This window comes from Ketobacter sp. GenoA1, from assembly GCF_003671475.1.
In the GTDB taxonomy this organism is placed as follows: Bacteria; Pseudomonadota; Gammaproteobacteria; order Pseudomonadales; family Ketobacteraceae; genus Ketobacter.
The window spans coordinates 708,262-725,869 of the sequence record NZ_RCHM01000042.1 but is presented as its reverse complement, the minus strand read 5'-3'; the positions used below and the strand labels follow the sequence as shown (position 1 = coordinate 725,869).

Below are 17,608 nucleotides of genomic sequence, written 5' to 3'. Positions count from 1 at the left end.
TGGTAAAAATGTCATTATGTTGTAATTATAGTTTCAAGTGGCTGAATTGAAAGGAAATGGCTATTCCTACACCAATTTGGTGCTGACGCAGTTTTATAAGAAGTAAAAGAAATGACGACAATCAAAGACTCAGGCCCCAACTCCACCCTCGGGGCGTGGGCATTCAAGAAGAATTTCTCCGCGTTATTCGACCAGGGTAATGATACTTTTCACCTGATCAATGGGCTCCGGTTTTTCAGTTTCATCTGGATCCTGGTGTTTCATACGGCCTACATATACGGACTTATTACCGGAAAAGACGCGTTTTTTGACCTTGCCGACCGTGCCCCGGCATGGCTCTGGTGGATCTGGAACGCGGATAAGGCGGTGGATCTGTTTTTTGTCATCAGCGGCTTTTTGATCAGCGTGATCCTGTTTAAAGAACTGGATAAGACCGGCGATATCCGATTACGGCGTTTTTATTTCAGGCGCTACCTGCGCCTGACGCCCATCTACGCGGTGATCGTCATCCTGTTCTGGGCCAGCGAATCACGTAATTATGAATGGGTCTGGACCAACCTGCTCTACGTAAACAATTTCCTGCCAGTGGACAAAATGGCGTTACACTGGACCTGGACCCTGGCGGTTGAGGAGCAGTTTTATCTGGTGCTGCCTCTGATCCTGGTGGCCTTGTACAAATCCGCCCGGCGCCCCATCCTGCCCGTTTTGATCATCTTGCTGGTGGCCTCGTTCCTGATACGCTTGGGGGTAATGTATTATTATCCGGAAATATGGCATGCCAATTACCGCGAAATGTTGGTGGGTGAAGAGGTCTATGCCACGTTTTACGCCAAACTCTATGACAACCTGATCACCCGATTCGGACCCTTTGTCTGCGGCGCCATTGCCGCTCACTTGTACTGTTTCTATCAGGATGAGCTGCGCTCGTACTTAAGCACGCAGAAGGTGATCAAAACCACCCTGAACATAGTTGCACTGCTGACCATTGTATTTTTTACCTTCTTTCCCATATTAAGCGAACCATACTCAGGCTCAGGGTTTGCCTTGCGATGCTATGTTGTAGTGCATCGAACCTTGTTTGCCGCTGCGGTTGCCTGGTTCATGTTAACTGTTTTTCTTAATCTCGATACTTTCCGCCTGCTGGGTAAATTTCTTTCACTGCGCTGGTGGCAACCCTTCAGCCAACTGACCTATTCAATGTATCTGGTGCACTTCATCGTGGTTTATGCCTGTGTGCAGAACGTTTATTACAACCTAGTCATGATCGAAGGGCTGGGTACAACGGCAATGGCTGTATACTGCATCGCCATCAGCACCGTATTGGCCTTTATCCTGACAGCCTTAATCGGGGTCGCCTGCTGGCTGCTGGTGGAAAAGCCCTTTCTGAACCTGAGAGACTTAATGCAAGTGAATAAAGGGGCCACCGACAGCAGCCCCCTTCGCCACGACCTTGATTCCAATCAGGGTGTTACCAAAGAGTTCAAAGTCTGATTTTCAGATGTGAGTTTGATGTAGTCTGCGGAGAATCGTTTGGTAGCAATACGGGCCTCATCTATGTAGATTGAGTTGCTGGTACCGGTGTTACCAAACACCAGGGATTGCAGGCTGAACGTTGCGGCGGAGCCATCTGAGTCGTATTGACCTCCGCCCCAATAGAATCGGGATTCGGTGGCCGCTGCGGGATCATAGGTCAGCGCCAGATGGCCATCACACTCCCGAATCCAAAAGGTTAAGGTAGGCAGTCCACCCAGCGCTGCCCCATCTATATCCGCCTTCGGCCCCCGGTAGCCGCCAAGGATGTTAACGTTGGCAGTGGACATGGAAAAGTTCGTACCCATCCCCAGAAACTCATAGATTGGTGAATTCCACCCGAACCCGGTACAACCCGGAAAATCGTGCCACACCATAAACGTCCAGGCCGTGGCAGACAGATCCAGCGATGTATTGGAACTCACCAGGAATTGCTCGCTGCTATTGTTAAACTGGGCACCCCGCCCCACCCCGAACCCAGGACGGCTGATGGTCCCGCTTTGCACACCATGGTTCTGGTACACTGTCGTATCCAGAGCATTGCCAGAGCTTTCATCAAAATGCCAGACACCGGCATAGTCATACCAAACCCCCCGCGGGTATTGGCCATTGGGCACTGAGTCGTTGTCCACGTCATCGTAATGCATAGTGATGTAATCGGCGGTACTGTTACCGTCAATCTGCGGCACCATAACCCACGCATACAACTCGCCTGATGCGCCCACTTCCAACTCATGGGAGAGAGTCACCAATTGAGACCGGTCAGTGAACCGGATATCATCCCAATCCGCCTGCAGACTATCCCTGATACTATTTGAAATACGGATCAGAACCGGAAAATCTGTGACATTGCCGGAAACACCCGCTCCGCTTCCGGTGGTATTGAAGGCATAGGTCTGGGTGGAGGCAAAGCTCACTACTCCGCTGGAGTTAATGGTAGTCTGCACATAAAGAATTGCACCGCTATCCAGATAAACGTTGTAGTTGATGCCACCTTCATTGCGGGTGCCCACATAGGCCCAGGCATCCCCAGGTGTGGAGGTAACGGCATCGGATGAACCACCCTGCACGAACAAAGAACGGCCTTCTTTCGACAAACCGAGCACACTGCGCTTGCTGACCACCAGACTGTTGCCGTTATCGGCAAGATCAATGATTTCAATGCCGGTGATGGACTCAATACCCAAGGCGGTGAGATCCACTGTGTTGGGGCCACTGGTGAACTGAATGGAATCCAGGCCACGGCCACCATCAATATTGAAAAATCCGGTATCAACGATCTGAACAATATCGTTCCCCGCCCCGGCAGATAGGGCATCCAATCCACCGTTGGATACCAGTACATCAGCAGCATCACTGCCCACGAGATTATTTAATCCGGCATCACCAATCGAAACGGGTTCAACTATGGCCCAGAAATCCTTACCCCAGATGACGTTCACCTCACCGGCGAAGCTACCGGCATTGTCCCCGGCCACGGATGAGAAAATCATATCGCGATAACCGTCTCCGTTAACATCCCCTGCGGTTGCAGAGCGACCGAACTGATCTGCAGCTGCGTCACCCAGAATTTTGAAGCCATCGCTGGCACTCAGAGTCAGTAAATCAATATCCCCCCGGCTGGTTCCGGTCAGGCCGAAAATAATCCACGCAGCCCCGGCTGACACTCCGCCATCGTCATCGTGAATGGTTGATATCATGAAATCGTCCACGCCATCGCCATTCACATCCCCCGCGCCTCGCACCGAAAACGCCGACCGGTCATTGTCATTTTCACCGGTGATGATATATCCGGCACCAGCTGGCACCGATTCCAGCACCACGTCCGGATGGGATGGACTGGTATTTCCGTACAACACCACTACGGCTCCATTGTCATTGAGCCCATTGATATCGATTTCGGTTGCGCCAATAATGACATCAGTCAGTCCGTCGCCATTGACATCGGCACTGCTGACGGTGCCACCCAGCTTGCTGTTCAGGTCAGCGCTGGTAATAGTAAAACCGTTGATTCCATTCAAGGCGGCAAGATCAACATCCTGATATTCCGGCCCCGCGTTACCGAATACCACGTAGGCTTCACCGCTGTCGGTGGCGCCGCCATCTGCTTGGGGTGCCCCTATGATCACATCGTTGTAGCCATCGCCATTGTAGTCACCAATAAACTGAACACTGTGGCCGACGTAGTTATCACCGCTGCCAGTATTATAGAAAGCAAAACCTTCCTTCTTGTAAGTGTCAAGTTTAAAGTTGGACCGGGTTGAGCCACTGCGTCCAAATACAAGGTAGCCAACTCCGGCATTGGTTTGTGAATCAAAGTCACTCTGATTGTGCCCAATCAACAAGTCGTCAACACCATCACCATTGAAATCCCCTCCGGCGTCCAGGAACTGAGCGTTCTGCGGATCGATGGTAAGATAATGTCCAATCTCATCTGCGGATTCATTACCAAGAATCACAAACCCGGCGGCATTGGTGGCGCCAACGGCGGTGTTGAAATCCGTACTGATATCAATATTGGAAGGCGAGGCACTGCCCCAGATGATGTAAAGCGCCCCTGCGTTGGTCTCCCCATCGTCTTCCCGAGGCACGGCCACAACCATGTCATCATAACCATCGTCATTGAGGTCGCCGCTGAGGTTAACCGTTCCTCCCAGATAATCTGCCGTTTCTGCACCGGACACAAAGACGCCGTCAGCCGAGTTAAACGCGGACATTGAAACAGTACCCCGAGTGGCTCCGGATTGTCCATAAACAAGATAGGCGTAGCCGCCGCTGGTATTGTTTAGATTGCTGTCGGGTACCCCGATCGCAATATCCTCGAATCCGTCGCCATTAAAATCGCCACCGCTGCTGATGCTGTGGGCAAAATACACCGTAGCGGCTTCCGCTCCTTCAATAAAAAATCCGTCTTTCGGCTGCAGATCGCTGACATCCAACACGGTGTCGGGAATGATCACAATCGCTTTGTTAGCGCTGAGCGAGCCGATGTCTCCCGGCACCGGCAATGCCAACTCTGCATTGGCCAGAAAATCACTGCGCAGCGTGGCACCATTAAGCTCCAGAGCCGCCGTGGAAACGTAGGATAAGTCCGCAGAGGAATCACCGAAGGTCGCCGTGTAACTGAACAACAGTGTATCGCTACCGCTGCCGCTAACGTAGCGGATGTAGCGATCAGTCACATCCAGGTCCAGATACAGTTGTGGTGAACCGTTGCTGGTATCAACGGTCACCGCTTCGCTGAACTGTACCAGAATCGGTATCACATCTCCGGCTCTGTAAGTTCCATCAGCCACCGTAGAGGTAACGTTCAGTACAGATGGAATCGTGGCATTCAGCGTTGTAAAATTCAGCGTTGTGTTATCGGTAACTCCGCCAAAGCTTACAGCATTGTTGTTGGTTAACGCACCGGCTTCGATTTCCACGTAGTAATTCGTATTGGGTACCAGCACATCCGCCAGGGTGATCGATAACGACGCGGTTCCTGAACCGATCACCTGACCGGACGTCACATCAATTGCTTCTTCTATACTGTTGTCAGAGACCTGACGTATACGAATGAAACCGCTGGCAACACTGACCTGCTCATTGAAAGTCAGGTTAAGGGTTGCATTCAACGCCACACCTGTTGCTTCATCTGCAGGGACCGATGACAACAGTGCCGTGGGCTCACTGGTGAAGTTCCAACTGGTTGTATCAGCAATACCGGAATAGCCGTTGCCCAGTGCGTCGGCCACCGCACCGCTGGTTACCTGAATGTAATAACCGCTGCCACCCACCAACACAGCATTCGGGTTCACCGTGATGGTGTCACTGCCACCACCGGTGACTCTGGCATCTCCGACCGGCACGGTCTCCAACACACTGCCGCCGGCATTGTAAATTACGATGTTACCACTCTGTGGTGTAACAGGTTCGTCAAATACGAGAATCAGGTTGTCACTCAAGCCCGCGTTAACCGCCCCGTCTGCAGGTATGGTGCTCAGCAGAACCGGGCCAGTGCTATCGATAACAACATTAAAAGCACTTGATGCTGCCGAGGCATTGCCCGCTGAATCACGGGCCGATGCGGTTATGGCATAGCTACCGTCTGATAACGTTGTCGCGCTGTAATCCAGGCTCCAGTTACCGCCACCATCAGCCACGACGCTGCCGATCAAAGCCCCGTCAAGGTAAACATCAACAGTGCTATCCGCATCGGCATTGCCTGAAAACAGCAAGGTATTATCTGCAGTAATGCCGTCACCTGCCGTACCCGTATCAGAGGATATACCAAGTACAGCAGGAACGGTGGGCACACCGGTATCCAATGTCAGGGTGAATCCGCCAGAGGCCGGCGAAGTGTTACCTGCGACATCACTGGCAACCGCGGTCAACGTATAATTACCATCCGCCAAAGCGATTGCGGTATTATCCAGGCTCCAGTTTCCTCCACCATCAACCGATACCACACCGAACGACGTCGCACCGGAAAATATTTCCACACTGGCATTGGCTTCGCCGGTTCCGCTGATAATTAAACGGTTGTCACTGGTGATACCATCCCCGGCAACACCGGTGTCGTCAGTTATGTTGTTGATCACTGGCGTCAGCGGCGCAGTGCTGTCAACCGTTGCAGGAAAGCTCAACGATCCCGCCGAGGTGTTACCGGCCAGATCCGTGGCGGTGGCGGTAATCAAATAGTCGCCATCCGTCAGAACATTCGCGGAATAGTCATAGCTCCAGATGCCGGTGTTGTCTGCAACAGTACTGCCCAGATACGCGGCATCGAGGTAAACATCAATGGTGGCGTCGGCCTCGCTGCTACCGCTGAACAACAATGTAGCGTCACTGGTTATCGCATCGCCCACCACTCCGGTATCATCGCTGAGCGCGGTAATCACCGGGGCCGGCGGCGGCACAGAATCGACGTTGATGTTGAAATCCACTGACAACGCTGAAATATTACCCGCAAGATCCGTTGATTGTGCCGTTAGAATATACGCACCATCCGCCAAGCTGACAGCGCTGTAGTCATAGGTCCAGTTACCCAGGCCATCGGCTATTGCGGTGCCTATGGCAACGGAATCAATGAACAACTGCGTTGCTATGCCAGGTTCCGCGCTACCATTCCAAATCAAGGTATTGTCATTAGTTACGCCATCGGCGGTGCCACTGTCGGTGCTGATCGAAGTAATAGCAGGGGTTACAGGTACCGCGGTATCGATCTGAATATTCAGAGCACTGGACATCAACGAAAGATTACCCGCAGCATCCATAGCGTCAGCAGTCAAGGTATAAGCACCATCGGCCAGAATGGTTCCCGTATAATCTAAAGTCCAGTCACCACCGGCGTTTGCCAGTGGGCTACCGATTAACAGGCCATCAAGATAAACACTAATCGTGGCGCCGGCTTCACTGTTTCCATTGACAGTCAATGTGCTGTCATTGGTAACGCCATCACCGGCAACATTGGTATCGTCGGTTAAACCGCCCAGCACCGGAGCTGCAGGTGCCACTGTATCCACGCTTAGATTAAATGACGCGGAAGCCGGTGAAACATTACCGGCTGTATCCGTGGCCACTGCATTAATAACATAGCTGCCATCGGCAAGCGCTGTCGATGTGTAATCGAATGTCCAACTGCCGGCGGTGGCCGCCACCGTCCCAACACTACTTCCCCCCACCAGGATGGTGACAGTACTGTTGGTCTCAGCGGTTCCCGAGATGATCAGCCGATTATCACTGGTAACACCGTCACCCGGTGTACCACTATCGTCAGTGATGCCGCTAACAATGGGAGCAGCGGGTGCCGTTGCGTCTACCGTAAACGCAAAATCAGGCGCCGCCGTCGAGACATTGGCCGCCACATCGGAAACATAAGCCGTCACCAGGTGAGCACCGTCACTCAACGGGTTACCGCTATCATCAAAGCTCCAGTTGCCTGCAGTATCTGCCATCGTTGTTCCTCTGGAGACACCGTCAACAAAAACCTCAACACTGCCATTAGCTTCTGCCGTGCCGTTATAGACCAGAGTGGTATCGGAGGTTATCCAGTCCGCCACCACTGCGGTATCGTCAGAGAACCCCGTCACAACGGGAGCCGGTGGAACCTGTGTGTCAATCTCCAAATCAACACCTGCCGGCGCCGACAGATTGCCCGCCTCATCCGTTGCCCGCCAGACCAGAGTGTAAACGCCATCCGTCAGGGGCGAGCCTGTCAAATCGAAAGACCAGGCACCAGTGCCGTCTGCAGCCCGGGTACCCTGGGACGCGCCATTCACAAACATTTCCACGGTGGCGCCGGCTTCGGCCAAACCGTCGAATATCAACGTGGTGTCACTGGTGATAAAATCCCCGGCTACGCCACTGTCAGCTGTGATCGCACCGGGTACCGGCATGGAAGGTGCAAGCGTATCCACCATGAGGCTGAAATCAGCCGACAACACCGATTGCAGCCCCGCCTGATTCTCCGCCATGGCATTGATAATGTAGGCTCCGTCAGCCAGTGATGTAGCCGTGTAATCAAACGTCCAGTTACCGCCGGCATCTGTGGTGGTGGTGCCCAACTGAAGGCCATCCAGAAAAACGGCAATATCAGTATCGACATCGGCGCTTCCCACTATTACAAGGGTGGTATCGGCAGTGACACCATCACTGGCGCTGTTGGTGTCATCCAGCACGCCCGTGATCACCGGGGCAGCCGGTGGTAGGTTATTGATGATCACAATAACTTCTGCCGATACCGCGGATAGGTTACCGGCGACATCCATTACCTGAGTGGTCACGGAGTATAGGCCGTTGGCCAGGGGAGCCGAGGTTAAATCCAGCGACCAATTCCCGGCTCCATCGACTGCAGCAAGGCCGGCGGAAGCACCATCGATCAACACATCCACGTAATGCCCTGGCTCTGCCGCCCCTACAATCTGTATGGCACCAGTGGCGGTAATCCCGTCCCCCACTATGCCGGTGTCAGGCAACAGTGAGGTGACAGAAGCCGGCGCCGGCGCCTGGGTATCAATTTCCACCGGGAAGATCACAGAAGCCGGAGAATCATTGCCCGCTAAATCCCGGGCCGACAAGGTAAACCCATACACCCCATCTGCGAAGTCAAAGCTGGTAAAATCAAATATCCAGGTGCCCGCGACATCCGCCTGGGCACTGCCGATCACCACACCGTCACGGCGCAACTGAATTCTGCTGTCAGGTTCAGCCAATCCTGACAACAGCAAAGTGGTATCGTTGGTAACGGCGTCCGTATTACTGATTCCTGAGTCATCACTTATGGTGAAGACAGTGGGTACAACAGGGGCAACCCGGTCCACGGTTAAGGAAAACTGTGGGGATATGGCGCTTTGCAGGGTGAGAAAAGTCGTATCCGCCGTCAATAGATAGGTACCATCGGCAAGATCCACGGAAGAATAATCCAGCTGCCAGCTGCCATCACTACTGACAACGCTGTTTCCAATGGCGACACCGTCTAAATAGACGGTAACGGTTGTATTCGGCTCCGCCGTACCATTGACCACAATGGTTCCGTCGGTGGTGACACCATCACCGGCAATATAGACATCATCTGATATGCCTGAAATAATCGGCGCTGCAGGTGCTGTTGGATCATATCGGAAAATAAAGGGCCGCGAGGAGAACACACGGTCACCGCTCGGTGCAATGGAAACCAGGTCGATTTCATAACTGTCTGGAACGAGGCTGATCGGGGTGAAGTCCAGACTCCACTCACCATTGGAATCCACTACCGTCGATCCACTCATCGAGTCATTGAGCCAGAATTCTATGACATGACGGGGTTGTGCTGTTCCCGAGAACCCAACGGTGTCATCGATGATGCGCCCCTCACCAAAGGCTACACCCTCAGACCACAACGAAAGCACGGCAGGCCGCTGATAGCCACCTGCGGTAGTGCCTCCATCGCCAGCGTTGAGCGGATCTCCGGCAGAGCCGGAACCACTGTCCACAGGATCGGATGACGAGCCCGATGAGGATTCATCACCTGAATCTGTCGAACTGGAATTTCCTGAATCACTGCTTTGGGTTTGGTCGGAACGGTCTCTGTCATCCGATCCTCCCCCACCTCCGCCACAGGCGGTGAATAACAACATGCATCCAAGTAATACCAGAAACCGGATTGCACTCAACTGGGATACCCTGCCTTCATACTGCTAAATGCTCTATAAGCCCCATAAAAAGGGAATTTCACTTAATTGAAATATAGTTGAGCATCACCGATTCACCGCAGCGTTGAGGTTATAACGTGCTCTTTTTTGTTACAGATGAGCCAGCGACGCAATACTCTTCGCCCCCACAACGCCCCACAATAAACCAGTATTTTTCAACAGATTACCATGATTACGCACAAACTTTGGCGCATAGCGGGGCCTTACCCGGAAATACCTGAGGTTGAGCCGTAACAAAAATAGTACATATGTTGATTGTAGTCCAAACAAACTTAGGGAACTGCCGTGGCATCTATCGTATTTTGAATATACAAATAGGCACCACCATCTTCGTAGATGTCATAGTCAACACTGTTCACCGTCGTACTTCCTGTGTTTACCCAGGCATCGGACCCCGACGACACCACCGCATCGCTGGATCCTCCTTTCACATACAGGATCGGTGTTTCACTCGATAAACCCAATACCGTCATCCGGCTGACAGTGAGTACATTGCTATCATCCGCCAGATCAATGACTTCAATGTCAGTAATGGATTCTTCCCCCAGCGCGGTCAGGTCGAAGGCGTTGAGAGCGCTGCTGAATCGGATCGTATCGGTCCCGGACCCACCATCGATATCAAAGAAATTCACGTCGGCCACTTCAATAATATCATCACCGGCTCCGGCCCTGATTGCATCAAGTCCGCCACCGGACACGATGGTATCATCACCATCGGTACCCAGCAGGTTCTCATCAGCACTGGTGCCCGTACCGCTGACATCCACTGCACCCAGGAAATCCCGCCCCCAGATCACATTGACTTCACCGGCAAAAGACCCGGCATTATCCCCGGCCACAGATGAAACCATAATATCCTGGTAGCCGTCTCCATTGAGATCACCTGATGTGGCCGATTGGCCGAAGCGGTCGTCACTGATGTCGCCCAGTATTTGGAATCCATCACTGGCGCTGAGGGTGGCCAGGTCAATATCGGTGCGGCTGGTCCCGGTGACACCGAATATGATCCAGGCAGCCCCGGCGTCGGCACCGGCGTCATCATCCAACCCACTGGACATTAATATGTCATCAACACCATCGCCGTTCATATCACGAACACCATGAACCGTATAAGCCGATCTTTCGTTAGCATGTTCACCATAGATCACGTAACCGCGACTGGTGGCCAGTGAATTCAGAGTAAGGTTACTGTGTGGTGCAGAAGAGGTGCCGTAAACGATCATGGCAGCGCCATTCTCACCACGCGAAGCATAAGAGGCAGAGGGCACACCCACGATCAAATCCGTCAGACCATCGCCATTCACATCCGCGGCACCCAAAGACCCACCCAGATCCGCGTTAGCATCAGTGGTGCTTATCTTGAATCCATTAGTGCCATTCAACGTTGACAGGTTCACATCACTGTAGGTCGGCCCGGCGTTGCCGAACACCACATAGGCTTCACCATCATTACTGGATATACCAGGGGCACCCACCAGTATGTCATTGTAACCATCCCCGTTATAATCGCCGATAAACTGGGGTCGGCCCACATAACCACCCGACTCTGTGTTGTACAGACGGAAACCATGGGTTGCGTATGAATTCAACTGGAAGTTGGCGCGTGTTGATCCTGATTGGCCAAAGACCACATACACGTAGCCTGCGTTGGTATTATAATCATCGCCCTGTTCATGACCAATCAGCAGGTCATCGAATCCATCGCCGTTGAAATCACCACTGGCGTCCAGGAACTGGGCATTATTCGGCGTTACGTAATCGTAAGAAGCGATTTCGTCAGAACTTTCGTAGGATGTGATCACGAACCCCTTGCTGTTCGTAAAGCCAGAGGTTCGATTGAAATCGGAGGCCAGATTAATTCCAGCAGGTGAGGCATTGCCCCAAATAATGTAAATATTGCCACCGGTTGTGGCACCATCATCCGCCTTACTGGCAATCACCACCATATCATCGTATCCATCACCATTCAGGTCCCCGCTCAAGTCCACTGCACTACCGGCATAATCCGCCGTGGCGGCACCGCTCACCGCAAAACCATCACTGCTGCTCAATGAAGACATGGCGATTCCACTGCGGGTTGCACCCGATTTACCGTATACCAGATATGCATACCCGCCACTGGTACTGCTCAGGTTACTGTCCGGTACGCCAATGGCCAGGTCATCAAAGCCATCACCATTGAAATCCCCACCGCTGCTGAGCGCGTGACCAAAGTACACTGTGGACGACTCCGCTCCGGTTATAAAGAATCCATCCGCTGTGCGCAAGCTGCTAATATCCAGCGTTGTGGCACCACTTAACACAATGTTTTTATTGTTGCTAAGCGACGAAGCAGCCCCAGGAGCAGGCAAAGTCAGGTTCGCATTGGCGTAATCCTGACTGTTGATGACGCCACCATTCAACTCCAGCGCTGCTGTGGATGCGTAGGCCAGATCGGCAGTGGTGTCACCCAGAGCAACGTTATAGTTAAAGGTCAAGGTGGTGGAGCCCGAACCACTGGTGTAAGGAACGTAGACGTCTCCCGCATCCAGTGAAACCAGCAGCCTTGGTTTACCCGCGGAGATATTCACGTTAACAATCTCACTGAATGTGACCTGAATGGGCACTTGATCACCGCCTCTATAAGTACCGTTGGCAAGGGACGAGGTAACGTTGTTAACCACCGGAGTCGTAACAAACTTGGTGGTAAAGCTCCACGTCGTATTGTCGCTGATGCCTGTGTAGGCCACGGAATTAGAATTGACAAAGGCACCAGAATCAATCTCGATATAATATTCCGTCAGAGGGTCCAGTATGGTGTTACGTGACACCGAAATGGTGTCAGAACCACTGCCGGTAACCTGACCGCTGGTCACATCTATGGTTTCCACGGTGGAGGCATCTGATACCTTAAGCACACGAATATTGCCACTATTAACCGTAACCGCTTCATTGAAGGTGAAACTCAGATTAACATCCAGATTCTGATCCGTAGCATCATCCACCGGTGTAGTGGCCGTTAACTGCGTTGGGTTGGTGGTAAAATTCCAGGTCGTGGAATCTGATATTCCCGCAAAGGTATTGCCCAAACCATCCGCCACAGCTCCGGACGCAATCTGGACATAGTAGTCACTTCCGCCCACCAATGTAGCATCCGGATTGATGGTTAATGTGGTAGTACCTGATCCAGTCACGCGGGCATCGCCAATGGGGACGGTTTCAAATACACTGCCACCACCATTGTAGATCACCAGGTTTCCGGACTGAACAGTGACAACCTCATTAAACTCAATGATCAGATTGTCCGTAAAGCCGACACTGGTATTGCCATCGGTGGGCGTTAGATTACTGACAGCCGGTCCGCTGGTATCAACGGTCACATTGAACGTTGCGGAGGCTGATGAAGTGTTGCCTGCGGCATCCGTAGCCACTGCGGTGAGGGCATAGGTAGCATCGCCCAGGGTAACCGAACTGTGATCATAGCTCCAGGCACCCGCACCACTGGCCGTTGCAGTCCCAATCGATCCACCATCGATAAACACCTCCACCGAAGCATTGGCTTCAGCCGAGCCGCTGATAACCAATGTGTTATCAGCGGTGATGCCGTCGCCTCCGGTTCCGGTATCGTCACTGATACCGGATACTGAAGGCGCGGCCGGCGTTCCTGTATCAACGGTGATGTTAAAATCATTGGATGCGCTGGACCCGTTACCTGCAGTATCTGTGGCAATTGCAGTCAACACGTAGCTACCGTCGCTGACTGCAGTGCCAGTGTGGTCGTAGCTCCAGGCACCTGCACCATTGGCCGTTGCGGTCCCAATCGATCCACCATCGATAAATACTTCTACCGAGCTATTAGCCTCGGCCGTGCCCGAGATGACCAACGTGTTGTCATTGGTAATGCCATCTGCGGCACCACTGTCTGTTGAGATCGCCGTGATGGCCGGCGCAGAAGGATCAGCCGTATCAATCGTGATATTGAAATCAGCAGACGCCGCAGAAGCATTACCTGCAGTATCGGTAGTAATGGCGGTTAACGTATAGCTGCCATCACCCAACACACTGCCAGTGTGATCAAAGCTCCAGGCACCCGCGCCACTGGCCGCTGTAGTCCCAATCGATCCGCCATCGATAAACACTTCCACCGAAGCATTGGCTTCAGCCGTGCCCGAGATGACCAACGTGTTGTCATTGGTAATGCCATCTGCCGCCCCGCTGTCTGTCGAGATAGCGGTGACAGCCGGTGCAGAGGGGACGGAAGTGTCCACCGTAATATTGAAGCCACTGGAAGCAGATGATGTATTACCCGCCGTGTCGGTGGAAGTCGCCATCAACACATAACTGCCATCGCTTAGCGATGTACCGCTGTAATCGAGGCTCCAGGCACCGGCACCATTAGCGGTTGCAGTACCGATTGAACCGGCATCCAGTAACACTGTCACCACTGAATCTGCTTCAGCGGTTCCGGATATCACCAATGTGGTATCACTGGTAATTCCATCGGCTGTTCCGGTATCGTCTGAAATTGCAGTCACTGCCGGTGCGGCAGGAGCAGCCGTATCAACAGTAATGTTTAAGGTGGAGGACGTAGCCGAAGTATTGCCGGCAACGTCACTTGCCGTTGCCGTAACGGCATAAGTTCCATCGGCTAAGCTGTTACCCGTGTTATCGAAACTCCAATTCCCGGAGCCATCTGCAGTAGTGCTACCAATTGAGCCCGCATCAATAAACACTTCCACCGTGGCATTGGCTTCAGCTGTACCGTTAATCACCAATGTGGCGTCACTGGTGATCTCATCGGTGGATACGTTGGTATCCGTGGAAATACCGGACACAACAGGCGCATTGGGTGCAGTAGCGTCAATGGTCACATTAAGGGCCGAAGAGGCAGTAGATTCATAACCGCCAAGATTGGTGGTGCTGGCAGTAATCGCATAGGTGCCGTCGCTCAGGCTGGTACCGGAATAGTCAAAACTCCAGTTTCCGGATGCATCCGCCGAGGTGGTGCCCACCGAAACCGCATCAACAAACACTTCAACATCAAAGTAGGCACCAGTGGTTCCACTGAATACCAGGCCGGTATCAGCGGTAATATTATCGCTGGCTGTACCGGTGTCATCAGCAAATCCACTGACAGCCGGTGCCGCCGGTGTGACCGGCTGTGATAATGCATCCTGTACGTACAGTGACACATCCGCAATATCATAACGATTGTAAGTAATGGAATTCACCACAGTGCTGCCATTGGGTGACCATGTCTCCCCTGGATCAGTATAAACCCAATCGCTGCTGCCACCGTTCACATAGAGGGTCCGGCTTTCGTCTGAAAGCGCCAACAAACTCATTTGGCCCAATGAGAGCCCATTGCCATTGTCAGCCAGATCAATTATTTCGATACCACGAATCACTTCGTAATTGATAGACCTCAGATCCAGCGACAACCCGGATCCGGTTAACTCAAGGGTATCCTCCCCTCTTCCACCATCTACCCGGATGAAGTTCAAATCCGCCACTTGAACAACATCATCACCAGCTCCAGCGCTGATGGTATCTGCACCACCTGCGGCAGCGATAGTATCATTGCCATTGGTACCCACTAGGGACTCAGCACCACTGGTTCCACTCAGATCCGTATCCACGGTAGACAGAAAATCCTTACCCCAGATGACGTTTACTTCACCGGCATCCCCGGCATTATTATCCCCTTGCCTGGATGCAATGATCAAATCCTGATAGCCGTCGCCATTAATATCAGCCACCGCATTGGCCATACCAAAATAGTCGACCGCCTGATCCCCAATGATCTTGAATCCATCACTGGAGACTAATGAATCCAACAGTACATCCCCACGGGAGGTTCCAGTCTGCCCGTAGATAACCCAGGCTGCACCCGCATCACCGCCACCTTCATCATCCACCCAGGTAGAGGTAAGAATGTCATCAATCCCATCACCGTTGAGGTCACCAACACCTTCTACAGCGTGTGCAACAAAGTCAGAGGTTCCCTCGCCATAAATTGTGAATCCGCTACTGGCTGCTACCGAGCCGAAGGTTACATCCGCATAGGTGGCAGAACTATATCCGTACAGCACCAGCACTGAACCGCTGTCGCCGTAGCCCGAATTGGAGGCCACGTTTCCGATCAGAACATCAGTGAGACCATCACCGTTAACATCGGAGGACCCGACGGAACCACCCAACCAACTTGCTGCTTCGGATGTCGATATGGTGAACCCTTCTGTGTTGGTCAATGCTGAAAGATCAATAGTATTAAAGGTTGGCCCGGCGTGACCAAAAATCACATAGGCTTGACCGGCGTCTCCGGCTACTGCATCAGAGCGCACTGCACCCACGACCAGGTCGTTGAAGCCATCACCATTGAAATCACCTACAAATTGCACGCTGTGACCCAACAGCTCTCCAACGGCACCACCGGTAGTAATTTCAAATCCAATGCCACTGATGCTGGCCAGATTCACATCCGTTCGGGTGGCACCAGTTTGACCGAAGATTACATAGACCCTGCCACTGTCTCCACCGGCTTGGTCACTGGCGGAATGGCCAATCACCAAATCATCGATACCATCACCATTAAAATCACCATCAGCATCAAGATACTGAGCATTCTGAGGATCAATATAGCTGGTGTTCCCCAACGAATCCCCGCTTTCCTGACTTAATATTTTGAATCCATCACTAGCACTGAATGTTGATAAATCAATATCCGTTCTGGTGGAACCAGCCTGCCCCCAAATAACATAGATGGTGCCGCCGTTGGCAACTGTTGTGTCATCGCTGGACGCTACAACCACGATCTCATCATAGCCGTCACCGTTTAAATCACCGGTCAAGTCCACCGTCATACCAAGATAATCTGCTGCATCTGCGCCATAGATCAGAAAGCCATCTGTTGCACCTAGTGAGTTAACCTGGATATCGGCTCTGGTGGCACCGGCGGTGCCGAATATTACATAAGCTGCACCAGCATCCCCCGCAGAAATATCACTCAGGGCAACACCAATAACAATGTCTTCATAACCATCACCATTGCTATCCCCGCCAGCCCCAACAGAGCGACCAAACCAATCACCCACCTCGTACCCTTCAATGAAGAAGCCATCAGAGGGCGACAGGTTAGTGATGTCCAAACCTGCAGCGTCAATAACAATATCCTTGTTATTCCTCAGGGATCCGCTTGCTCCGGGTGTAGGCAGTGTCAACGTTGCATTAGCCTGGTTCGCACTGCGGATAGACCCACCATTGAGTGTCAGTGAAGCCGTTGATACATAACCGAGGTCACTGCTGCTGTCACCCGTTCCAACTAGATAATCAAATTGCAAGGTGTTCGACCCACTGCCACTAACGTAGTTTACGTATTTGTCAGCACCATCAAGATCAAGTTGTATTCTGGGTGTTCCGGAAACGGTCACTGTCTCACTGAACACAACCTGAACCGGGATAGTATTGCCACTAACGTAAGTACCGTCTGCTATGGATGATGTCACATTAGTTACTGTCGGAATAGAAACGTTCACAGTTGTGAAATTCAGGGTGCTGTTGCCTGTGAATCCAGCAAACGCAACTGAATCACCATTAACAAAAGCACCTGCTTCAATTTCAATATAATAGGCGGTATTTGGAACCAGAGAATCCGAGAGCGAAACGGTGATGGTATTGGTTCCATCACCCGTAATGGAAGCCACCGCCACATCAATGGTCTCAAACACAACATCATCGCTTACTCTCTTAACAGCTATATTGCCTACATTCGCCGAAACGGATTCATTAAAAACAAAAGTAATATCGGTATCCAAAGCAATGCCACTGGATTCATCGGCGGGGGTTGAGCTGCTCAGAGCAGTATTCGCCGTTGTAAAGTTCCAGGTTGCATTGCCACTGATACCAGCATATTCGTTACCTGCCAA

The 17,608-nt window shown here is 52.2% G+C and carries 3 protein-coding genes; 1 reads left to right on the top strand and 2 read right to left on the bottom strand.

All coding sequences use genetic code 11. The annotated features are described in order from the left end of the window. Positions 1-111: 111 nt before the first annotated feature. Complete coding sequence (locus D9N13_RS17305) at positions 112-1,491, top strand: acyltransferase family protein (protein WP_290592603.1); 1,380 nt, start codon at positions 112-114, stop codon at positions 1,489-1,491. Here the strand turns inward: D9N13_RS17305 and D9N13_RS17300 are convergent. After that, a complete protein-coding gene (locus tag D9N13_RS17300; RefSeq protein ID WP_290592601.1) occupies positions 1,461-9,629 on the bottom strand; it encodes an Ig-like domain-containing protein in 8,169 nt (2,722 codons plus the stop codon). The genes D9N13_RS17305 and D9N13_RS17300 overlap by 31 nt on opposite strands. Positions 9,630-9,976: 347 nt before the next feature. Then, positions 9,977-17,608, bottom strand: a complete 7,632-nt coding sequence (locus D9N13_RS17295; RefSeq protein WP_290592600.1) for an Ig-like domain-containing protein — start codon at positions 17,606-17,608, stop codon at positions 9,977-9,979.